The sequence below is a fragment of the Bradyrhizobium forestalis genome (assembly GCF_002795245.1).
GTDB lineage: Bacteria > Pseudomonadota > Alphaproteobacteria > Rhizobiales > Xanthobacteraceae > Bradyrhizobium > Bradyrhizobium forestalis.
Window position 1 is genome coordinate 96455 of sequence record NZ_PGVG01000023.1, and the last position, 21309, is coordinate 117763.

21 protein-coding genes and 1 pseudogene are annotated in these 21309 nt (G+C 64.8%); 13 read left to right on the forward strand and 9 right to left on the reverse strand.

The genetic code is table 11. From position 1 onward, the window contains the following. The first annotated feature begins 144 nt into the window (after positions 1-144). The 6 genes from CVM73_RS24855 (at position 145) to CVM73_RS24880 (ending at position 5557) form a co-directional block, all read left to right on the forward strand. Positions 145-2496: a TonB-dependent hemoglobin/transferrin/lactoferrin family receptor gene (locus tag CVM73_RS24855; protein ID WP_208639240.1), complete on the forward strand. Its 2352-nt coding sequence runs from the start codon at positions 145-147 to the stop codon at positions 2494-2496. Positions 2497-2594: 98 nt separating this feature from the next. Continuing rightward, complete coding sequence (gene hmuQ, locus CVM73_RS24860) at positions 2595-2927, forward strand: heme-degrading protein HmuQ (protein WP_027573166.1); 333 nt, start codon at positions 2595-2597, stop codon at positions 2925-2927. Between the two features lie 27 nt (positions 2928-2954). Continuing rightward, a complete protein-coding gene (hutX, locus tag CVM73_RS24865; protein WP_100234474.1) occupies positions 2955-3470 on the forward strand; it encodes a heme utilization cystosolic carrier protein HutX in 516 nt (171 codons plus the stop codon). Positions 3471-3497: 27 nt separating this feature from the next. Beyond that, entirely contained in the window at positions 3498-4274 is a 777-nt protein-coding gene (gene exbB, locus CVM73_RS24870; RefSeq protein WP_100234475.1) for a tonB-system energizer ExbB, read from the forward strand. A 3-nt stretch (positions 4275-4277) separates the two neighbouring features. After that, entirely contained in the window at positions 4278-4724 is a 447-nt protein-coding gene (gene exbD, locus CVM73_RS24875; protein WP_100234476.1) for a TonB system transport protein ExbD, read from the forward strand. Then, complete coding sequence (locus tag CVM73_RS24880) at positions 4724-5557, forward strand: TonB family protein (protein ID WP_100234477.1); 834 nt, start codon at positions 4724-4726, stop codon at positions 5555-5557. Before exbD ends, CVM73_RS24880 begins: the two co-directional genes overlap by 1 nt. Before the next feature lie 130 nt (positions 5558-5687). On the opposite strand, the gene CVM73_RS24885 is transcribed toward CVM73_RS24880, so the two are convergent. The 5 genes from CVM73_RS24885 to CVM73_RS24905 form a co-directional block, all read right to left on the reverse strand. Continuing rightward, positions 5688-7043: an esterase-like activity of phytase family protein gene (locus CVM73_RS24885; protein WP_100234478.1), complete on the reverse strand. Its 1356-nt coding sequence runs from the start codon at positions 7041-7043 to the stop codon at positions 5688-5690. An 85-nt stretch (positions 7044-7128) separates the two neighbouring features. Then, a complete protein-coding gene (locus CVM73_RS24890; protein ID WP_100234479.1) occupies positions 7129-8028 on the reverse strand; it encodes a carbohydrate ABC transporter permease in 900 nt (299 codons plus the stop codon). Next, positions 8021-8977 carry a carbohydrate ABC transporter permease gene (locus tag CVM73_RS24895; RefSeq protein WP_100234480.1) on the reverse strand — a complete coding sequence of 319 codons (957 nt, stop codon included), beginning with the start codon at positions 8975-8977 and terminating at the stop codon, positions 8021-8023. Before CVM73_RS24895 ends, CVM73_RS24890 begins: the two co-directional genes overlap by 8 nt. Positions 8978-9153: 176 nt before the next feature. Further along, positions 9154-10497, reverse strand: coding sequence for an ABC transporter substrate-binding protein (locus tag CVM73_RS24900; protein ID WP_100234481.1), 1344 nt, complete (start codon positions 10495-10497; stop codon positions 9154-9156). An 86-nt stretch (positions 10498-10583) separates the two neighbouring features. After that, positions 10584-11627 (reverse strand): C-terminal binding protein, encoded by a 1044-nt coding sequence (locus CVM73_RS24905; RefSeq protein ID WP_100234482.1) that lies wholly within the window; start codon positions 11625-11627, stop codon positions 10584-10586. Between the two features lie 252 nt (positions 11628-11879). On the opposite strand from CVM73_RS24905, the gene CVM73_RS24910 reads away from it, so the two are divergent. Continuing rightward, the gene (locus tag CVM73_RS24910) at positions 11880-13565 is read left to right on the forward strand and encodes a methyl-accepting chemotaxis protein (RefSeq protein WP_100234483.1); all 1686 of its coding nucleotides are present in this window, start codon (positions 11880-11882) and stop codon (positions 13563-13565) included. Between the two features lie 293 nt (positions 13566-13858). On the opposite strand, the gene CVM73_RS24915 is transcribed toward CVM73_RS24910, so the two are convergent. Together CVM73_RS24915 and CVM73_RS24920 are read right to left on the reverse strand one after the other, a co-directional pair. Then, complete coding sequence (locus tag CVM73_RS24915; RefSeq protein WP_100234484.1) at positions 13859-14836, reverse strand: Bug family tripartite tricarboxylate transporter substrate binding protein; 978 nt, start codon at positions 14834-14836, stop codon at positions 13859-13861. 237 nt (positions 14837-15073) lie between these two features. Next, on the reverse strand, positions 15074-16009 hold the full coding sequence (locus CVM73_RS24920; protein WP_100234485.1) for a DMT family transporter: 936 nt from the start codon (positions 16007-16009) through the stop codon (positions 15074-15076). 104 nt (positions 16010-16113) lie between these two features. Here CVM73_RS24920 and CVM73_RS24925 point away from each other — a divergent pair, with 104 nt between their 5' ends. Next, positions 16114-16503 carry a DUF1330 domain-containing protein gene (locus tag CVM73_RS24925; RefSeq protein WP_208639241.1) on the forward strand — a complete coding sequence of 130 codons (390 nt, stop codon included), beginning with the start codon at positions 16114-16116 and terminating at the stop codon, positions 16501-16503. A gap of 48 nt (positions 16504-16551) precedes the next feature. On the opposite strand, the gene CVM73_RS24930 is transcribed toward CVM73_RS24925, so the two are convergent. Further along, positions 16552-17184, reverse strand: a complete 633-nt coding sequence (locus CVM73_RS24930; RefSeq protein ID WP_100234487.1) for a TetR/AcrR family transcriptional regulator — start codon at positions 17182-17184, stop codon at positions 16552-16554. Positions 17185-17257: 73 nt separating this feature from the next. On the opposite strand from CVM73_RS24930, the gene CVM73_RS24935 reads away from it, so the two are divergent. Together CVM73_RS24935 and CVM73_RS24940 are read left to right on the forward strand one after the other, a co-directional pair. Further along, complete coding sequence (locus CVM73_RS24935; RefSeq protein ID WP_100234488.1) at positions 17258-17662, forward strand: hypothetical protein; 405 nt, start codon at positions 17258-17260, stop codon at positions 17660-17662. Between the two features lie 62 nt (positions 17663-17724). Then, positions 17725-18129 carry a VOC family protein gene (locus CVM73_RS24940; RefSeq protein ID WP_100234489.1) on the forward strand — a complete coding sequence of 135 codons (405 nt, stop codon included), beginning with the start codon at positions 17725-17727 and terminating at the stop codon, positions 18127-18129. Between the two features lie 56 nt (positions 18130-18185). Here CVM73_RS24940 and CVM73_RS24945 read toward each other — a convergent pair whose 3' ends face one another. Continuing rightward, positions 18186-19118 carry a DMT family transporter gene (locus CVM73_RS24945; protein ID WP_100234490.1) on the reverse strand — a complete coding sequence of 311 codons (933 nt, stop codon included), beginning with the start codon at positions 19116-19118 and terminating at the stop codon, positions 18186-18188. A gap of 134 nt (positions 19119-19252) precedes the next feature. On the opposite strand from CVM73_RS24945, the gene CVM73_RS39800 reads away from it, so the two are divergent. The 3 genes and pseudogenes from CVM73_RS39800 to CVM73_RS24955 all read left to right on the forward strand — a co-directional run. Next, the gene (locus tag CVM73_RS39800) at positions 19253-19390 is read left to right on the forward strand and encodes a hypothetical protein (protein WP_158237605.1); all 138 of its coding nucleotides are present in this window, start codon (positions 19253-19255) and stop codon (positions 19388-19390) included. A 156-nt stretch (positions 19391-19546) separates the two neighbouring features. Further along, positions 19547-20839, forward strand: a complete 1293-nt coding sequence (locus CVM73_RS24950) for an adenylosuccinate synthase (RefSeq protein WP_100234491.1) — start codon at positions 19547-19549, stop codon at positions 20837-20839. A 37-nt stretch (positions 20840-20876) separates the two neighbouring features. Further along, a pseudogene (locus tag CVM73_RS24955) lies at positions 20877-21309 on the forward strand (hypothetical protein); the annotation flags it as partial.

Genomic DNA, 21309 nt, shown 5'->3' on the forward strand with positions numbered 1-21309 from the left:
GTCAGAGTGTTGCCACGTAACCATTTCTTGCAGCGGGGAACATGCCCGCCTCTTGCGACAATCAGCCAGCCAGTCGCTCGCGTTGCGAGCGCACGCCAGCCAACAGACTGAAAAAGCTAAAGTAAAGTGCAGGCTGGGGCTGATATGGCTGACGGGGCTAGGTATTCGCGCGCCCTGATTTTGGGCGCGTCGGTGGTTTCAATTGCGGCAATGATGACGGAGGGCAGTCTCGCGCAGACCGCATCGCCGCAGGCTGAAAACGCGTCCTCGGAACGACCGAAACAGGCCAAGCGCAAGCCGGGGAAGGCGCAAGTCGCGCAGCAGGCAACGCCTGAGGTCATGAACGCCCGCGCCCAGGCCGGCGGCACGGCGCCCGTTCAGGTGCTCGACACCATTACCGTCGCCGCAACCAAGACCAAGGAGCGCGCCATCGACGCGCTCGCGCCTGTCAGCTCGATTACGCTCGACCAGATCCAGGGCATCCAGCCGAACCGGCTGTCGGGCATTTTCTATGCGGTGCCCGGCGTGTCGTTCCAGGAACGCGGTGACGATCCCGCAACGGTCATCAACATCCGCGGCTTGCAGGATTTCGGCCGTGTCGCTGTCGTCGTCGACGGCGCGCGGCAGAATTATCAGCGCACCGGCCACAACGCCAACGGCTCCTTCTTCCTCGATCCTGAATTGATCGGCGGCGTCGACGTCGTGCGCGGACCGACCGCCAACATCTACGGCTCCGGCGCGATCGGTGGCCTGGTCTCGTTCCGCACCAAGGACATCGACGACGTGCTGCGTCCCGGCGAGCGCTGGGGCGTCGATCTCTCGGGCTCCTACGGCTCCAACAACAATCGCGGCCTCGGCTCGGTGTTCGGCGGCGTGCGCGCCACCCCCGACGTCGATATTTTCGGCGGCGCGGTTTATCGCACGCAGGGCAACTACAAGGACGGCAACGGCACCGAGATCGGCAACACCGGCAACCAGGTCGAGGCCGGGCTGATGAAGCTCACGGTGCGGCCGGCCCTCGGTCACGAGGTCAAGTTCGGCGCCGTCTTCCAGGACTACCAATACGACATCGGCCAGTTCAACCGCGGCCCGGTGGCAACGGCGGCGCAGCGCGCGCTCTATCAGGGCTCGTCGGTCTATGCCTCCGATGCGAAGAACTACACCGGCACCATCACCTGGAACTATTCGCTGCCGAGCGACAATCTGTTCGACTGGCACATGTCGGTCTACGGCAACCGGGTCGACAACGACCAGACCAAGACCTATCACTACTCGACCGGGGGCGCGGCCTATTGCGGCGCCGGCAATTTCGGCAACAACATTTCGGGCTGCGTCGGCGACAAGCGCGGCTATGTCCTCAATACTTACGGCATCGACGTCAACAACACCACGCGCTTCAACGTGGGCGACTGGCGCAATGCCGTCACCTGGGGCGTCGACGCCTTCCAGGACGACGTGATCACGACCGACAGCCGCGGAAACTCCAACATCACAACGCCGAGCGGCATCCGCACCGTGTCTGGCGGCTTCGTGCAGTTGAAGCAGAACTACAGCACCTGGTTCGAGGCGGTGAGTGCGATCCGCTATGATCGCTACGATCTCGATTCCGGCAGGACCAGCGCCGGCGGCGACCGCTTCTCGCCGAAGATCACTCTCGGCGTCACGCCCGTCCCGGGCTTCCAGCCTTATGTGAGCTACGCCGAAGGCTACCGGGCGCCGTCGATCACCGAGACCGTGATTTCCGGGGCGCATGCGACCGGTGGCGGACCGGCCTTATTCCCTTGTCCAGACGGCACCGTCGGCCTGTTCTGCTTCCTGCCCAACCCGAACCTTCGTCCCGAGGTCGGCAAGAACAAGGAAGTCGGCTTCAACCTCAAATACGACAACATCTTCACCGCGTCAGACTCGTTCCGCGGCAAGATCAACTTGTTCCGCAATGACGTCAGCGACTACATCGACCTCGTTCCGTTCGGCTTCGTGACGTTCCCGGGCGTTGGCACGTTCGCTCAATATTATCAGTACCAGAACATCGCGCAGGCCCGCATCCAGGGCTTCGAGGCCGAGACGATGTACGATGCCGGCAGCTGGTTCATCGGTGTCGCCGGTCACTACATCCAGGGCAAGAACGTCGCCACCAATATCGGGCTCGCCACCATCACCCCGCGCAAGGTCGTCACGACCGGCGGTGTCCGCTTGCTCGACCGCACGCTGATCCTGACGGCGCAATGGGCCTCGTTCGGTCCGAACAACGATGTGCCCGCCAACTATCTTCCTGCGACCGGTTACGAGCTGGTCAACCTCTACCTGACCTACAACGCGACCAGGGACATCGTGTTCTCGGCCTCGATCGACAATCTCTTGAACCAGTACTACCGGCCTTACGCCGTTCCCGGCAGCTCGACCGACGGGACGTCGCAGAATGACGTGCTGTGGTCGAGCCCGGGTCCGGGCAGGGTCTACAAGGCCGGCATGAAGATCCACTTTGGAGGTGCGTAAGCCGACCGGCGCCGCAACACCACAGCCTCCGCCGGGCCGCGCTGATGCTCCAGCGCGGCTTCGGCGCGTTTTCGTCTTGATAGCAAGGAGAGACTTTCATGTTCATCGCTATGAATCGTTTTCAGGTGAAGAAGGGCGCGGAGACCGCGTTCGAGACCGTCTGGGCGACCCGCGAATCCTATCTCGGCAGCATGCCGGGCTTCGTCGAGTTTCATCTGTTGAAGGGCCCGGAGGCCGAGGACCACACGCTCTATTCGTCGCACACCAGCTGGGTCGACAAGGCGGCGTTCGAGGCCTGGACACGCTCGGAGGAATTCCGTCGCGCCCACGCCCGCGCCGACAACAGGACCGGCGAGAGCCTGTATCTCGGCCATCCCAAGTTCGAGGGCTTTGAGGTGATCCAGAGCGAGCGCAAGGCCGCGGCTGCCTGAGTCAATGACGCACGAGAGGAGCCCGACATGCTGAGCACCGATCTCGCCGATCTCAAGGCATACATGGCCGACAATCCCGGCGCGGTGATCGAGGACGTTGCGCGCGAGCGCAAGGTCACCCCGCGCGCGGTGATCGAGGCGCTGCCGCCGTCCATGGTGCGTATCGGCAGCGGCGAGCATTTCGCCGCCGCCATGCAGGACATTGCGGAATGGGGCGAGGTCACGCTGATCGTGCACACGGATGATGCGATCTTCGAGTTCACGGGCCCAATTCCCGCGGGCGAGATCGGCCGCGGCTATTTCAACCTGATGCAGCCGAAGGGCCTGCATGGCCATCTCCGCCACGAGCGCTGCGCAGGCGTTGCCTTTGTCGAGCGGCCCTTCATGGGCAAGATCTCGGCCTTCGTCGCATTCGTGAACGCCGACGGTGGCATCATGTTCAAGGTCTTCGTCGGTCGCGACGAGACCCGGGCGCTGCGGGCGGATCAACTGGCGCGGTTCCGCCAGCTTGCTGACCGTATCGCGGCGCAGCCTGCTGCGTAGCTTCCTTCCATCTGTCGGGAGATCAGGATGCACGGCATTTTCAGGCTTCGGCACGTGATCGCAACAATCGCGCTGGCCTTGGCGCCGACACCGGCCTTCGCGATCGACGAAGCCCTGTTGCCACGCAATCTGTCGCCCTGGGGCATGTTCCTCAGTGCCGATATCATCGTGAAGACGGTGATGGTCGGGCTCGCCATCGCCTCGCTGGTGACATGGACGGTGTGGCTCGCCAAGACCGTCGAGCTGCGCCGCAAGGGCTCGCTCGCCTTGCAGCGGACGCGCGCGCTCGAGGGCAACATGACGCTGGCCGAGGCATCCGTACGGGCCAGCGACGCGCGCGACGCGGTCGCTCAGCTCATCCAGTCCTGCGCCAAGGAGGCCGAGCTCTCCGGCGGCATTCTCGACGACGGCCTGCAGGAGCGGGTGGCGTTGCGGCTGGAGCGGGTCGAGGCGGCGGTGTCCCGGCAGATCGCGCGCGGCACCGGCGTGCTTGCGACCATCGGCGCCATCGCGCCCTTCGTCGGCCTGTTCGGCACCGTCTGGGGTATCATGAATTCCTTCATCGGCATCTCCGAGAGCCACACCACCAGTCTTGCGGTGGTCGCGCCCGGCATTGCGGAAGCGTTGCTTGCCACCGCGCTCGGCCTCGTCGCCGCGATTCCGGCGGTCGTGATCTACAATCATCTCGTCCGCGGCATTGCCAATTACCGCGCACTGCTCGGTGACGCCTCGGCGCAGCTGATGCTGCTGGTCAGCCGCCAGCGCGACCACAGGGAGTTCCGCCTGGCACGGGCGGCGGAGTAGGCCATGGCTGCGAAGCTCGGTACGCACTCGGGATCGCCGCGCGGGCGCGGCGACTCCAATGATCTCGACGTCACCCACGAGATCAATGTCACGCCGTTCATCGATGTGATGTTGGTGCTCCTGATCATCTTCATGGTGGCGGCGCCACTTGCCACAGTCGACATCGGCGTCGATCTGCCGGCGACGGCGGCCGAACCGGCGCCGCGGCCCGACAAGCCGGTCTTCGTGACGGTGAAGCCGGATCTCACCGTTGCCGTCGGCGAGGACACGATGGCGCGCGACGGTCTCGCCGCTGCACTCGCAGCAGCCACCCATGGGCGCAAGGACGAGCGCATTTACTTACGCGCCGACAAGGCGGTGAGCTACGGCGACCTGATGGAGGTGATGAACACTTTGCGCAACGCCGGCTATCTCAAGGTCGCCCTCGTTGGCCTCGACGGACGCAGTTGATGGCCGCCGCGAACGCCTTTGCCCTGCACGAGCCGCTCGGCGAGCGCGAGACCGCGCGCTGGGGCGCGTCTGCGGCGGTGATCGTGGCGCTGCATCTTTCTGCCGCGGTGCTTGCGATGGGCTGGCTGAAGCATGCGCCGGATGAGGGCGTCAACATGCCGGCCATCCTGATCGACATGACACCGGAGACGTCGGCGCCGCAGTCGACGCCGCTCGATATTGCGCCCGGACCGCTGATGCAGCAGGCGGATGCCTCGCCACCGGAGCCGATGCAGCAGCAGGCCGTCGAGGAGATGATTCCGCCGACGCCACCGCAGGAAAAGCCCGACGTGGTCGCGCCGCCGGAGCAAAAGCTCGAGCCGGTTCCTCCGAAGCCGGAACCGACGAAAGTTGTGCCTGTTGAAAAGCCGTTGCCGGCGAAGCCCAAGGTGGTTCGCCCCGATGCAAAGAAGCCGTCGGATGCGACGCCTGCGCCGCGCACCACCGCACCGCCGCGCGCTGAGCGCGAGGCGCCGATGGCATCCGCCGTGAGTGCGGGTGCGACGGCCTCCACGATCGCATCCTACAATCAACGCGTCCGCGCGCATCTGATGCGTTTTCACCAATATCCGTCCGCTGGCGGTGGTCAGCGCGGCATCGCGAGGCTGAGCTTCACGATTACCCGTAGCGGGCAAGTGACATCCAGCCGCCTCGGCGGCTCCTCGGGCGTCGCGGCCTTCGACGCTCAGGCGATGTCGATGGTCCGCCAAGCCTCGCCGTTCCCGCCGATCCCGGATGAGATCAAGAACGGCTCGATGAGCTTTACGATTCCGGTGGAGTTCACGGTGAGATAGCCCCGCTGTCATGCCCCGGCTTGACCGGGGCATCCAGTACGCCGAGGCCTTACGATTCAATCGCTGGCGCCGCGGCGTACTGGATCGCCCGGGCGAGCCGGGCGATGACCGTGGCGAGAGAGCTTCGCTGCTACTTCGCCTTCAGGAAATCCGCGACCTCGAGCAGCACGAACTCGTTGTCGTCGGCCTTGTTGGGATCGCGGCTGGAGGAGAACGGCAGGTTGTTGTCGTTGCCGACGATGATGTGGGTGTCGTCGACGCGATCGACGTTCTCGATGGTGAAGAACGGGAAGGTGTAGACGCCGTCATTGAGCGGCTTCTTCGCCTTCTTGTCGGGATCCCGGATCTTCATCAGGTCGACATAGCCGATCTTGCGCACGGGCTTGCCGACATTGGCGTCGGAGAGCTCGATCTTGTAGATGCGCTTGAACTTGGCGAGATCAGGGAAGCAGTTCTCGCCGCGGGTGCCCTGCGGGCAGGCCTTGTCGGCGGTGCCTTCGCCATTGTCGCGCTCGATGATGAGGCCGGAGGCCTGATCGATCATGTTGAAGTCGCCGATCGCGTTGCCGTTCTGCTCGAACACATACTGCCAGTAGCGGCCGGTGAATTTCTCCGCCGCGACGTCGAATTCGAGGATGCGGGAGGCTTCCTTGCCGTCGACCTTCTCCCAGTCCTTCTTCTCGGCGTCCCACAGCGGTCCTTCGAGCAGGCCGTAGAGGAACTTGCCGTCCTTCGACGCGGCGAAGCCCTCATAGCCCTTGGAGCGGCGGAGATTGACGTTGGTGTAGGTCGCGCCGGGTGCGCCGGGCGTTGCCACGGCCCAGTTGTCCGGCGAGCGCACCGGCTTGCCGTCGGCAACCGTCTCGAACACGCCGAGGATTTTTCCTGATTTGTCCGCCTTCAGGACGTAGGGGCCGAACTCGTCGCCGATCCAGAAAGTGTCGCCGATGATCTGGAAACCTTCGGTGTCGAAATCGGAGCCGGTGAGGTAGCGCTTCTGGGTGTCCTCATGCACGATGCGGAACGGCACGCGTCTGTCGGGATCGTGCAGGAAGATGGTCTCCAGCCGCTCGATCTTGCCGTTCGCCCAATCCATCTTGTAGCGGTTGAGGTACAGCATCGAGTCCGGCGAGTTGGCGCGCGCGCCCATGCCGTTGTCGGTGACGACCCAGAAACTGCCGTCGGGCATGGTCTTGATGCCGGAATGGCCCTGGAGCGGCTGGCCCTTGAACGGCAGCGACACGCCGGTCGGTCGCTCATAGGACTTGCCCATGACGGTGCCAACCGCGTCGATCCGCTTGCCGGTGGTATATTTGCCCGGTGTCTTGAGATCGGCGGGTGCGTCAGCCGGCGCATCGATGAACGACTCGGCCGGCATCACCACGTGGCCGGCGAGCCTGGCCGGGAATTCGCCCTCGCCTTGCGCGAGCGCCGTGCTCGCGGTGAGAATGATCGTTGCGACGGTAGAGAGAAAAGTCGCGCGCATGTGCGTCTCCTGTTGGCGGACGCACGCCTTATGCGGATCGCATGTTGCAGTATTGTGAAGCCGGGCCAAACGCCGCAGCCGCCGGCTACTCCTTCACCGCGCCGGTCAGCGAGGACACGTAGTAGTCCACGAACAGCGAGTAGAAGATCGCGACCGGCAGCGAGCCGAGCAGCGAGCCCGCCATCAGTGCGCCCCATTGGTAGACGTCGCCGGTGACGAGCTCGGTCAGGATCGCGACCGGCACGGTCTTGTTGGCGCCGCTCTGGATGAAGGCGAGCGCGTAGATGAACTCGTTCCAGGACAGCGTGAAGGAGAAGATGCCGGCCGAGATCAGCCCGGGCACCGCCAGTGGCAGCGTGATCCGGCGCAGGATCTGCAGCCGGGTGGCGCCGTCGACCAGCGCGCATTCCTCGAGCTCGTAGGGGATCGACTTGAAATAGCCGATCAGGAGCCAGGTGCAGAACGGCACCAGGAAGGTCGGATAGACCAGGATCAGGGCGAGCGGCGAGTCGAACAGGCCGAATTGCACCACGACGGTCGCGAGCGGAATGAACAGGATCGACGGCGGCACCAGATAGGCGAGATAGATGCCGAGGCCGACATAGGGACTGCCGCGGAAGCGCAGACGCTCGATCGCGTACGCCGCCAGCGTGCTCGCGATCAGCGACAGCGTGGTCGACCCGATCGCCACCAGCATCGTCGTCCACAGCCAGTGCGGATAGGCGGTGTTGAACAGGAGGTGCTTGATGTGCGCCAATGTCGGCGACGAGATCCAGAACGGATTGTGCTCCTTGTAATTCATCAGCTCCGCGTTCGGCTTGAACGAGGTGATCGCCATCCAGTAGAACGGGAACAGCAGGATGAGCACGAAGCAGCCGAGCGGCAGATAGATCATCATCAGCCGCCGCAGCCCGGAATCCCAGGCCATGGTGTCGGGTGCCGCCTTCGCGTCGGCGACGGTCGGTTGCGCGACAGTGTCAGTCATTGGCCTCTCCCTGCTGCCATTTGCGGCGCGCCAGGCCGAAATAGGAGAACAGCGTCGCGAACACCAGGAACGGGATCATCGACACCGCGATCGCTGCACCTTCGCCGAGCTCGCCGCCGGCAATGCCACGCTGGAAGGCCAGTGTTGCCAGCAGATGAGTCGAGTTGCCGGGACCGCCACGGGTGATGGCGTAGACGAGCTGGAAGTCGGTGAAGGTGAAGATGATCGAGAAGGTCATGACGATGGCGAGGATCGGCATCATCATCGGGAAGGTGATGTAGCGGAAGCGCTGCCAGGCGCTGGCGCCGTCCAGCATCGCGGCCTCGTAGAGCGAGGGCGAGATGGTCTGCAGGCCCGCCAGCAGCGAGATCGCGACGAAGGGAATGCCGCGCCAGATATTGGCGGCGATCAGCGAGAAGCGCGCCGGCCAGGGTGAGCCGAGGAAGTCGACATTGCTGTCGCGCCAATGCAGCACGTCGACCAGCAGGTAGGAGATGATCGAAAATTGCGGATCGTAGATCCACCAGAAAGCCAGCGCCGAGAGCACGGTCGGCACGATCCAGGGCAACAGGATGATCGCACGCAAGAGGCTCTTGAACGGAAAATGGTTGTTGAGCAGCAGCGCGAGCCAGAAGCCGAGTGCGAACTTCCCGAAGGTCGCGATGGCCGTGTACACCACGCTGTAGAACACTGCGTTCCACCACAGGGAATCGGTCAGCAGATACTGGAAATTCTCCAGGCCGACATAGATGCCACGCCTGCCGATCGTGGTGTCGGTGAAGGCGAGCCAGATGCCGAGGCCGAGCGGATAGGTCAGGAACACCGTGAGCAGCCCGATCGCGGGCGCGAGGCACATCACGATCAGGAACGGCTTGTAGTCGAACAGGCGGACCAGCCAGTTCGGCTGCCGGGCCACGACGCTGTGCGTTGAAAGAGTGGTTACGGACATCGGACCTTTGTCTTTTTCAGGGCTCCAAGGTCATTCCGGGGCGATGCGCAGCATCGAACCCGGAATCTCGAGATTTCCCGGTGCGCAATTGCGCACCTGAAGTCTGGTGCTTGCGCACCGTCCCGGAATGACGGCTTGTCATTGCCCGGCACAATGACGTCCGTCGTGCTTGCTTCTCACCGGCCCTGCCGCCGGAAATAGCGCTTGCAGCGCTGCTCGGCTTCCGCGGCCGCGGCCTCCGGCGTGGCCGCGCCGGTCGCAACGGACGAGAACATCTGAATCAGCACGTAGTCGGCGCTGACGGCACCCGTCGCCGTCGAGATCGGGCCTTTGTAGCCGTCGTAATAGGTGCTGTTCATCGTGTCCTTGAACAGCCTCACCTTGGGATCCTGCGACCATACGGCCGCCTCGGCATAGGCGGCCAGCGGCTGCGACCAGTAGCCGGAATTGGCGTTGAGCCACGGCTCGTACTGATCCTTTTCCAGCATGTATTGCAGGAAGGCCTTGGCAGCGTTCGGATACTGGCTGTGCTTGAACACCATCGCGTTCAGCGTCAGGCCCGCCATCGGCGAGACCTTGGCCAGGCCCTTCGGCAGCAATTGATGCTCGCTGTCGTCGGCGATCGCCTTGGTCGCCGGATCGTTCTTCAGGGAGAAGTACAGCGAGACGCCGTTGGCGGTCAGGGAAATCTCCTGCGAGGAGTAGGCGCGGTTGTTGCTGACGTCGTTCCACGACGTCGTGCCGGCGATGAAGGTCGGATAGAGCTGCTTGACCCAGTTCAGCGCGGCGATGGTCTCCTTGCTGTTGATGACGACGTTGCCTTCTTCGTCGAGCAGGGATCCGTTGTGCGACCACAGCGCCCAGTTGGCGAAGCCGTTGCCGTCGCCCTTGGCGTTGCCGAGCGCGAAGCCGGCCGGCTTGCCGGCCTTGTGTAGCTTCTGGCAGAGGTCGAGGATTCCGGCATGGTCTTCCGGCACCTTGTCGAAGCCGACCGATTGCAGGATGGATTTGCGGTAGATCAGGGGCCCCGCAGTGGCGCCGAACGGCAGCCCAATCCAGGCCTCGCTCTTGTTCTTCTTGCCATAGCGCTGCGCCAGCGGCAGCCAGCCGCCATACTTCTTGCCGACATAGTCGGCGACGTCAGTCAGCTCGATCAGCTTGTCGATGTAGATGTGCGGCGCATCCGAGAAGCCGATGATGATATCAGGGCCGGCACCGGAATTGGCGGTCACCGCGGTCTGCTGGTTGATGTCTTCCCAGCCGACGAAGTCGACCTTGACCTCGACACCGGTCTCCTTGGTGAACTTCGCCGCATTGGCGCGGAACACGTCCTCGTCGGCCTGGACGAAGCGCACCGGGCGAAGCATGCGCAAGGATGCGCCCTTCTCGATCTCGCGCTTGGGCGCCGGCACGTCGGCAGCCTTGATATTGGATGTTTGCGCTGCAGCACCGGTGGCCGCGAGCGTTGCAGCGGACAGGCCCAGCGCCAAGGCATCACGACGTGTGATGTCGTTCCTCATCAGTACCTCCCTATGATGTTCCCTTCCCGGCGTTGATCGCCGGTGAAGGGCCGTTTCGGTCGTCGGCGCGTTTTGCGCCGGCCCGTCTAGCTGTTCGGTCCGCGGTCCATGCTGACGGGCTGCCAGCGGCGGAGCGCGGTGTTCTGCAGCACCGACGGATTGACGCAGCTTACCGGCCACATGCCCTGAAGCACCAGTGACAATTCGTAGCCCACCCGGCGCTTGCGCGCCTCGTCAAACCGTGCCGAGGCCGAGGCGACGTGGGCGGTCAGGGTCACGTTCTCCATGCCGAGCAGGGGATTGTTGTGCGAGGGCGGTTCCTTCTCCAGCACGTCGAGGGCGGCGTGTGCGATCCAGCCCTCTTGCAGCGCCTTGATCAGGCTCTCCTCGTCCACGGTGGCGCCGCGGCCGGTGTTGATGAAGATCGAGCCCTTCTTCATCTGCCGAAAATGCTTCTCGGTCAGCATGTGATGCACCTCGGGCCTCGCCGGGGCGTGCATCGAGACGAAGTCGGATTGCGACAGCACCTCGTTCAGCGTCGCCGGGATCACGCCGTGGTCGTACATCAGCGTTTCCTGGATGAAGGGATCGTAGGCCATCATGCGCAGGCCGAACGGCGCGGCGCGCTTCGCAACCGCACGCGCGACGCGGCCGAACGAGATGAAGCCGAGCGTCTGGCCCATCAGCCTCGGGATCTTGAGCAGTGCCGGCCGGCCCTCGGCCCAGCGGCCGTCACGCACCATGCGGTCCTGCTCGACCAGGCGGCGGAAGCCGGCGAGCAGCAGCATCATGGCGTGGTCGGCGACCTCCTCGATGAAGGTGTCGGGGATGTTGGTCACCGGAATTCCACGGGCGGTGGCGGCCTTGACGTCGACACTGTCGACGCCGACCGAGCCGAGCGTGATGACCTTGCAGCTCTCGAGCGCGTCGATGATCGGTTTGGTGATCGGGATGCCCTTGGCGTAGATGGCGTCGGCATTTTTGGCGGCGGCGATGAACCCGGCTTCGTCGGCGGGCCCCTCGACGATCTCGGCATCGATCGGATCGAGCGCCTCGCGCTCGTAGGAATAATCGCTGCCCGCGACGGTGAAGCTCGCACCCTTCGGCGTCACCACCCTGTATTTCGGCATGTCCTGCTCCCGATTTGGTTTCTTGTTGTGACCCGCCTTCGTGGCGGGCCTTTGCGTCTTTTACGCGAAATTGGGGCGGGTGCGTACAATTCCCGGTTGTCATGAGCGCGGTATATTTCCGTTTTTCCGTGCGCGGTCCGGGCTTCTACGGAGGCACGTAAGTAACTTGCTAAGGGCTCCCCCACTAAAAATTGATTCGATTTTGATCGATCTGGTCGCGTGCCCGTGTCCCATCATTGCCGGAGCTAACCTGTGAAGTTGAGCAATCTGAAGATCGCGCCCAAGCTGGGCATTCTTGTCGGCGTCACCTTGTTCGGCTTGTGCGTCTCCGGTGTTCTCGCCGGCTATCTGATGAAGCGCGAGATGGTGAATGCGCGCATCGACCAGACCAAGGCAATCGTCGAGCTGGCCCGCAACTACGCCGCCACGCTGGTGAAGCGGGTCAATGCCGGCGAGATGACCAAGGATGCCGCGCTCGCCGAGCTGCGCCGCTACGGCAATGCGATGACCTACGACAAGGGCTCCGGCTATCTGTTCGGCACGACCTACGACGGCATCACGCAGCTTGCGCCCGATCCGAAGGTGATCGGCGCCAACCGCATGGACGTGGAGACGAACGGCCGGAAGCTGTCCCGCGAGATCATGGACGGTGTGAAGGCGAACGGCGAGATCCTGCTGTTCTACGAATATATGAAGCCCGGCCAGGCCAAGCCGATCCGCAAGCTCGGCTACGCCGTCGCGGTGCCCGGCTTCGAGATGTATCTCGGCACCGGCGCCTATCTCGAGGACATCGACGAGAAGATGGGCCCGGTCTATTGGCTACTTGGCCTTGCCATGCTCGGCATCTTCATTGTCGCCGGCGGCGTTGCCTGGCTGATCGGCCGCGGCATCAGCCGCCCGCTGGCGCTGCTCGGCGGCCGCATGAAGGACCTCGCCGACGGCAAGCTCGAAGGCGACATTCCGGGCGTCGGCCGCGGCGACGAGGTCGGCGCAATGGCCGCTACGGTGCAGATCTTCAAGGACAACGCGGTCCGTATCCGCGACCTCGAGAAGACCGAAGCCGATGCCCAGGAGCGTGCCGCGGCGGAACGCCGCAGTGCGATGGATGAGATCGCCAACGACTTCGAACGCAGCGTCAACGGCATCGTCCGCTCGGTCTCCTCGGCCGCGGCCGGCATGCAGACGACGGCGCAGTCGATGACCGCAACCGCCAGCGACGCCTCGTCGCGTGCGGCGACGGTCGGCGCGGCCTCGCAAAAGGCTTCCGGCAATGTCGGCACGGTCGCGGCGGCCGCCGAAGAGCTGTCGAGCTCGGTTGCGGAAATCTCCCGCCAGGTCACGCGCTCGACCGAAGTGGCGAGCCGCGCCGTCAACGATGCCGAGCGTACCAACGCCACCGTCCAGGTGCTCTCCTCCGGCGCCGAGAAGATCGGCGAGGTCGTCAAGCTGATCCACTCGATCGCGGCGCAGACCAACCTGCTCGCGCTCAACGCCACCATCGAAGCGGCCCGCGCCGGCGAGTCCGGCCGCGGCTTCGCCGTGGTCGCCTCCGAGGTCAAGGCGCTCGCCAACCAGACCGCGAAGGCGACTGAGGAGATCTCCGCCCAGGTCGCGGCAATGCAGACCTCGACCAGCGACGCGGTCGCGGCCATCTCCGGCATCACCCAGACGATCGCCGAGATGAGCGAGATCACCGCGGGCATTTCCGCGTCGATCGAGCAGCAGGGCGAGGCGACGCGCGAGATCGCGCGCAACATCCAGTCGGTCGCGGCCGGCTCGAGCGAGATCAACGCCCATATCGGCAGCGTCACCTCGGCCGCGGAAGCGACCGGCAGTGCAGCCACCGACGTGCTCTCCAACGCCCGCGAGCTGGACAACCAGTCCGGCGCGTTGCGCTCCGCCGTCGACAACTTCCTCGCCAAGGTTCGCGCGGCGTAGGCTGAACGCGCAGGTCTCGTGCCCCCGGACGCAGCGCAGCGCTTCCCTGGCGATGCGAAGCATCGTCCAGAAGCGGTGCACTGCAGAGCCGGGGCCCATGCCGCGGCAGCTGAATTCGGGTGGGCAAAGACGCGAAGCGTCGTGCCCATCTTTTCTTTTCAGTCCTATAGGCTGTCATGCCCCGCGAAGGCGGGGCATCCAGTACGCCGCGGCCCATCGGGTCAACCATCAACGTCTCGGAGTACTGGATCCCCCGCCTTCGCGGGGGATGACAGCTTTCGTGGGGCGCAGCGCTACTGCTTCTCGATCTTCGCGTTCGTGATCAGCTTCTCCCACAGCACGAGCTGCTCGTTCACGAAGGTGCCGAGCTGCTCCGGCGTGCCGGAAAAGGCGTCCATGCCGAGCGTGGCGAGCTTGGCCTTTATCTCGGGCTTCTCGACGATCTTCCGGATCTCGGCGTTGAGCCGCGTCACGATCTCCTTCGGCATGCCGGCGGGGCCGAAATAGCCCTGCCAGGACGAGATGTCGAAGTCAGGCACGCCCGCCTCCTGCATCGAGGGCAGGTGCGGCACGAGCGGCGAGCGTTCCTTGGTGGTGACGGCGAGCGCGCGCAGGGCGTTGCCGTTGACGTGGGGCAGGCCGGTCAGGATGTCGACGAACATCATCGAGACGCGGCCACCCATGACGTCGTTGAGCGCCGGCGGCGAGCTCTTGTAGGGTACGTGCAGCAGGTCGAGTCCGGCATTGTGCGCGAAGGTCGCACCCGACACGATCGCTGAGGACGAGCCCGAGGCGTAGCTCAGCTTGCCCGGATTGGCCTTGCCATAAGCGACGAGCTCGGCGACGGACTTGGCCGGCACTTCCGGATTGATGACCAGCATGAAGGGCAAATCGCCGGTGCGGGCGATCGGGGTGAAATCCTTGACCGGATCGTAAGTGAGGCTCTTGAGCAGATAGGGATTGGCCGAATGCGTGGTGTTCGTCGTCACCAGCAGCGTGTAGCCGTCGGGGGCGGCCTTCGCGACATAGCTTGCGGCGAGCATGCCGTTGGCGCCCGCCTTGTTCTCGATGACGATGCCGACGCCGAGCGCCTGCGACAGATGCTGCGAGATCAGCCGTGTCGTGGTGTCGGTGCCGCTGCCGGCCGCGAACGGCAGCACCAGCGTGATGTTGCGGCTGGGATAATTGTCGGCCTGAGCCGTGGACGCTGCGGCGAGGCAAAGTGCGGCCGCGCCGACGGTCCGCAGGTTTCGAATCAACGCTGAAATCATATTTGGTCGTTCCCTCTTTTTCGTTGGTGGGGAACCTAGCGTCTCCTTGTTGAAATCGGAAGATGGGAGTTTGTCTCGTGCCCGGGGCGCAGTGCAGCGCGCCGCCCTTCGCGGCGTGATGCGCTGCTGAACCGGGGCCATGTTTGCGGGGCACTGGGTCCCGGCTCTGCGATGCAGCGCTGAGGCGCTGCATCTTGTCCGGGACACGAGGTTGCGCTCCGCGTCCGTCACGCGGAATTACTTCACCGCCGAGCCCTGGCGTGATGCAATGACGACGCCCGCCAGCACCAGCGCATAGCCGATCAGATGGAACGGCCAGAGTTTTTCACCCAGCAGCAGGATCGCCAGCGCCGAGCCGAACACCGGCACGAGATGGAAGAACGGTGCCGCCCGGTTCGGCCCGATCAGCGCCACGCCGCGGTTGAAGAAGAGGTAGGCGAGGGTGGAGGGAAAGATCAGGATGTAGCCCAGCGTCGCCAGCGTCATCCCGTCGAATTGCAGCACGCGGCCGCTCGCCGCCTCCCAGATCGCGGTGGGCAGTAGCATCGTCGCGCCGCAGCAGGTGGTGAAGGACAGGAAGGAGAGCTGATGGATCTTCGGCCGGCGCGGGATGAAGGCCGAGTAGAGCCCGAACGCCACCAGCGAGGAGGCGAACATGATGTCGCCCCTGTTGAAGCTGATGCCCGCGAGCGCGGCGAGGTCGCCGCGCAGGATGATGATCAGCACGCCGAGCAGCGAGATCGCGATGCCGCCGAGCTGCGCGCCGGTCAGCCGCACGCCGAACAGCAGCAGCGACCACAGCGCCACGAACAGCGGACCTGCCGACTGGATCAGAAGCGCGTTCAGCGCCTCGGTGTATTGCATCGCCCAGTACGAGATCGCGTTGTTGAAGGCAAAGCCGACCAGCGACAGGAACAGCATCAAGGGCAGGCTCTTGCGCAAGGCAGGCCAGTCGCGCTTCAGATGTGGCCAGGCGAACGGCAACAGGATCAGGAACACGCCGAACCAGCGGATCGTGGTGATCGTCAGCGGCGGCACATGTGCGCCGACATGGCGTGCGAGCACGATGTTGCCGGCCCAGAACAGCGAGGTCAGGCTGAGCAGCAGATAAGGCTGGTTGTTGAGCCAACCGGCCGGATTGGCAGTCGGTGGCGCGGGCGAAGCGATCGTCATGGGCGTTGATGCAAGCTTGCGCCGGATTGCCGTGATGGCACAAGTCACAGGGCCGCAATGCTACAATGCGCGCATGAGCTGAGGAGGTGCCGTTGGCGGTTAATATGTTGAACATCGAGGGCCTGGAGAGGCTCGATCCGAACGCGCCGGTGGTGATGCTGAACCTGATGCGCTTCCACGCGCGCTCGCGCGATGGCAATGGGTCCGGCTGGGACGCGTATCTGCGCTACAGCGCGATCACGGTGCCGATGATCAGGGCGCGCGGCGGCACGCTGCTCTGGACCGGCGAAGCGAAGGCGGTCGCGCTCGGCCCGCATCAGGGGAATCAGTGGGACTTCGTCGCGCTGGTCACCTATCCGACCGTCGCCGCCTTCCTCGATATGATGACGTCGGAAGCCTATGAAACCCAAGCCGATCCGCACCGCCGCAACGCCTGTGCCGAACACGTCATCATCGCGACCAGCGAGGCCTACAGCAAGTTCAAGACGAAGTAGCGCGCACCCGCTTCCCTTCTCCCGAGAAGGACAACGTCGCGATGGCGCTTACCTCTTCCGCTCCGTGTTTCCGCGCTCATCCAGCGCATCCACCGCAGCGCGGCAAGCCGTCTGCAACAGGCCGCAGACCTCCTCCGTCGAGCGCTGCGGGCTCAGCGCTGCAAAAGTCGGATAGCTCGTCAGCACGAAGATCAGATCGACCGAGTCCCGCACGGCGCGTTTCGCCGGGTGCTTCCCGACGATCCGCGACAGCAGCGCGGTCAGCAATTCGCGCCGTCGCTCGTTACGCTCGATCAGCGCCGCGCCGAATTCGGGATCGGTCGCGATTGCCTGGTTGAGCCCGCCGATGGCGGGATCGTGCCCCCAGAACGCACAGAAGGTTTCGACGACGCGGTCGAGCGCGGCGCGCGGATCCGCCATCGCCATCACCTCGGCCAGTTCGAACAGCCCGCCCTGGCGTGCGATGTCGTCGAACACGGCCTCCAGCAATCCGCGCCGCGATCCGAACTGGTTGTAGACGGTCAGCCGCGTGACGCCGGCCGCCTTCGCGACGACATCGAGGGAGAAGCGCGCAATGCCCGCGTCCTTGCGCAAGAGGCGCGCGCCGGCCGCGATGATGCGCTCGCGCGTCTCCGCCGCTGCGGAAGCCCGCGCGGAGCTCACATAATTGCGCTTCGGCATGGCCTTGCCATTCTGTTGACGTATTGACTATACATACTGTATATCTAATTTAGAAGCTGGTTCGGAGCTTGCCATGCACGCTGCCCTTGTGATCGCCCTGTCGCTTCATGTGTTGTCATCCGTGTTCTGGGCGGGATCAAGCTTCGCGTTGGCCCGCATCGGCGGAGTGGGAGGCGAGCAACTGGTCTTTCCACAACTCGGCGCGGCAACGATTGCGATCCTGACCGGCGGCTATCTCGGGCACCTCGTTCATTCCGGCAGCTTCGGCACGACAGAGCAGGTGCTCGCGGTCGGCGCGGTCTGCGCATTGATCGCGGCCGGTGTTCAGGCGGCTATCGGTCCCCGTGCGCTCGCGCACCTGCGTCGTGGCGTCGGCAATCCGGAGGACCTGCGCTCACGTATCGCCGGGTCTCAACGCGTGGCGGCGGGCCTGCTCGGCATCGCCGCGCTCTGCATGGGTGCCGCGCGCTATATTTGAGAGTTTCCCGTTCGCGATGTCAGACCATAGCGCGGCTTCCAGCCGCTCTTGAAGGAAAAGCGATGTCCAAGATGATTTTAGTGAACCTGCCTGTACGCGACCTCGCTGCATCGACAGCGTTCTACGTGGCGCTAGGTGGCGCGGTGAATCCCCAATTCTCCGGCGCAAATTCGACCTCGCTCATGTTCACGGACGCGATCGGCGTGATGCTGCTCACCCACGACCAATATCGTGAATTCACCCAACGCGAGATCGGTGACGCGCGGCGCGAGAGTCAGGCCATGTTCGCTCTTACGGTCGACGACCGCGAGGCCGTCGATGCAACGCTGGCTCGCGCGGTGGCTGCGGGCGGTCGCGCCGATCCCAATCCGGCACAGGATATTGGCTTCATGTACAACCGACACGTTGAAGACCCGGATGGTTATGTTTGGGAGATGGTGTGGATGAACCCATCAGCGAACGCCTGATCGCAGATGATGGGCCTCGCGATGACCTTTGACGGGATGCTTGATGGGCCTTGAGCCTAGCTCGCCTGCTTCCTCGACGCCGCGAACACGCCCGCCAGCACCAGCGCGAAGCCGATGAAGTGGAACGCCTGCGGGTGTTCGCCCAGAAATGCCATCGCCATGATCGAGCCGAACACCGGCACGACGTGGAAGAACGGTGCGGCGCGGTTGGCGCCGATCAGGCGCACGCCGCGATTGAAGCAGAGATAGGCGAGCGCCGAGGGGAAAACGGCGACGTAGAACAGGGTTAGGAGGTTCGGCCCGTCGAGCTTCATCACCGGGCGCGCCGACAGCTCCCATATCTCCAGCGGAACGAGACAGGCGGCGCCGCAGCCGAAGGTGAAGGCGAGGAACGAGAGGCCGTGCATCGGCGGCCGCTTCAGTGACAGCACCGAATAGAGCGCGAAGATCAAGAGCGCGAGGAGGAAGATCAGGTCGCCCTTGTTGAAGTCGATGCTCGACAGCGTGGTGAAATCGCCGTGCAGCAGGATGGTCAGCACGCCGCACATCGACAGCAGCACGCCAAAGGCCTGCGCCGCGGTGAGCCGGATACCGAGGATGACCAGCGACCACAGCGCCACCAGCAGCGGCGCGGCCGACTGCAGCAGCAGCGTATTGAGCGCCTGGGTATGCTCCAGCGCCCAATATTGCAGCGTGTTGAAGGCGCCGATGCCGGTGATCGAGAGCGTGACCATCAGGCCGAGCTTGCCGCGGATGGCCGGCCAGTCCTGCACGAGGTGCTTCCAGGCGAACGGCAGCACCAAGAGGAAGGCGAACAACCAGCGCAGGAACGACAGCGTGACCGGCGGAATGTGGCCGGCGGCGAGCCGCCCGACGATGGCGTTGCCGGCCCAGCACAGCGCGGTGATGCTGAGCAGCAGATAAGGCTGGTTGGCGATCCAGCTGTGGCCGGATGTTTCCGCGCTCGTGGTCTGGCCGGTGGCGGACATTGTGATGATGCGGGCCCCGCGTCGAGTACGCCGAGCCCTCCGGCCCGGCGATATCCGGGCCGGCTGATCACCCGGCACCGTCCAAAGACACGGAAATCGAGGTTGCATCAACGGGGGGCGGACGCATCGCGACCATGCTGGCGGCGAAGGCGGCCTCTCATGCTTTGGTCGAGGCCATCGGGCCGGCTGCGAAGGTTTCTGGATTTTCCGGGGATATCAAAGGCTTGGAGTGCGCGCTGGGCCTGAAAAAAGCCCCGTTCTTGCTTGCCTAGAGGGGCCGCTTCCTTTATCCGGTTGGGCTGCCTCGCGTGCGACCGGCCTTGCGCCGGGAATTGGGCTGGGCGCAGGCATGATTCCGGAAAAGTGGGTCCCCGTTTTCCGTTCGGATCATGCCACTTACAGAGAAATCTTCGAAGGATTACCCGCGCATGGCCAATGTTGTCGTCGTCGGCGCCCAGTGGGGCGACGAAGGGAAGGGCAAGATCGTCGACTGGTTGTCGGAGCAGGCGGATATCGTCGTCCGCTTCCAGGGCGGCCATAACGCCGGCCACACGCTGGTGATCAACGGCAAGACCTACAAGCTCGCGCTGTTGCCCTCCGGCGTGCTGCGCGAGGGCAAGCTGTCGGTGATCGGCAATGGCGTCGTGTTCGATCCCGCCGCCTTCCTCGACGAGGTCGCTAAGCTCAGGGCCCAGGGCGTCGATGTCAGCCCCGACAACCTGCGCATCGCCGAGAACGTCACGCTGATCCTGCCGCTACACCGCGAGCTCGATGCGCACCGCGAATCCGCGAGCGCCGCGACCGCGATCGGCACCACCCGCCGCGGCATTGGCCCGGCCTATGAAGACAAGGTCGGCCGCCGTGCCATCCGTCTGATGGACCTTGCCGACCTCGATACGCTCCCGCACAAGATCGATCGGCTCCTGGCTCACCACAATGCGCTTCGCCGTGGCCTCAATCTGCCGGAGTTCGACGGCAAGGAGATCCTGAAAGAGCTGACCGCCCTGGCGCCGCAGCTGCTGCCCTATGCCGAGACGGTGTGGCGGCTGCTCGACATCGAGCGGCGCGCCGGCAAGCGCATGCTGTTCGAGGGCGCACAGGGCGCGCTGCTCGACGTCGATCACGGCACCTATCCTTACGTCACCTCGTCCAACACGGTGGCGGCGCAGGCCGCGACCGGCGCCGGCCTCGGGCCGGGCGCGGTCGGCTACGTGCTCGGCCTGTGCAAGGCCTATACGACCCGCGTCGGCCAGGGCCCGTTCCCGACCGAGCAGGACAATGAGATCGGCCGCAAGATCGGCGAGCGGGGCCGCGAGTTCGGCACCAACACCGGCCGTCCGCGCCGCTGCGGCTGGTTCGACGCCGTGCTGGTCCGTCAGGCGGTCCGGACCTGCGGCATCAACGGCCTGGCGCTGACCAAGCTCGACATCCTCGACGGCTTCGATTCGATCGAGGTCTGCACCGGCTACAAGCTCGACGGCAAGGAGATCGATCATTTCCCGGCCGGCGAGGGCGCGCAGGCCCGCGTCGAGCCGATCTACGAGACCATCGAGGGCTGGAAGGAGCCGACCGCCAGCGCGCGGTCCTGGGCCGACCTGCCGGCCCAGGCCATCAAATATGTCCGGCGGATCGAGGAATTGGTGGGGTGCCCGGTCGCGCTGCTTTCCACCAGCCCCGAACGCGAAGATACTATCCTGGTGCAAAATCCGTTTGAGGCTTAACGATATCTTACCGGGACGCGCGTATAGTTGAGTAGAAATGGCTGATTACTACCCGCTGATCGCCCGCGCTATTGCCGCCCTGGACCCCAACGCTCCCGGCGAAAGCCGTCGCGCGCTCTATGAGCGGGCGCGCACGGCCCTGATCGCGCAGCTGCGCAGCGTGCAGCCGCCGCTTTCCGAATCCGAGATCACGCGCGAACGGCTGTCGCTGGAAGAGGCCGTCCGCAAGGTCGAATCGGAGGCCGCCCAGCGTGCCCGCGAGGCCTCGCGCCCCGGTGGGACGGTGCGCTCCGGCGGCAGTGGCGATGCCTTCCGCCGCGCCAGCACCCGTGCCACCGAGGCCACCCCAGCTGCGGCGCCGCCGCGCACGCGTCCGGCCCCGACGCCGCCGCGGGCTGACCGCCCGTCCATCAACGTCGATGACCAGGGCGAAGCCCCGCGTCCGCCGCGCGCTCCCCGTTTCGACGCCC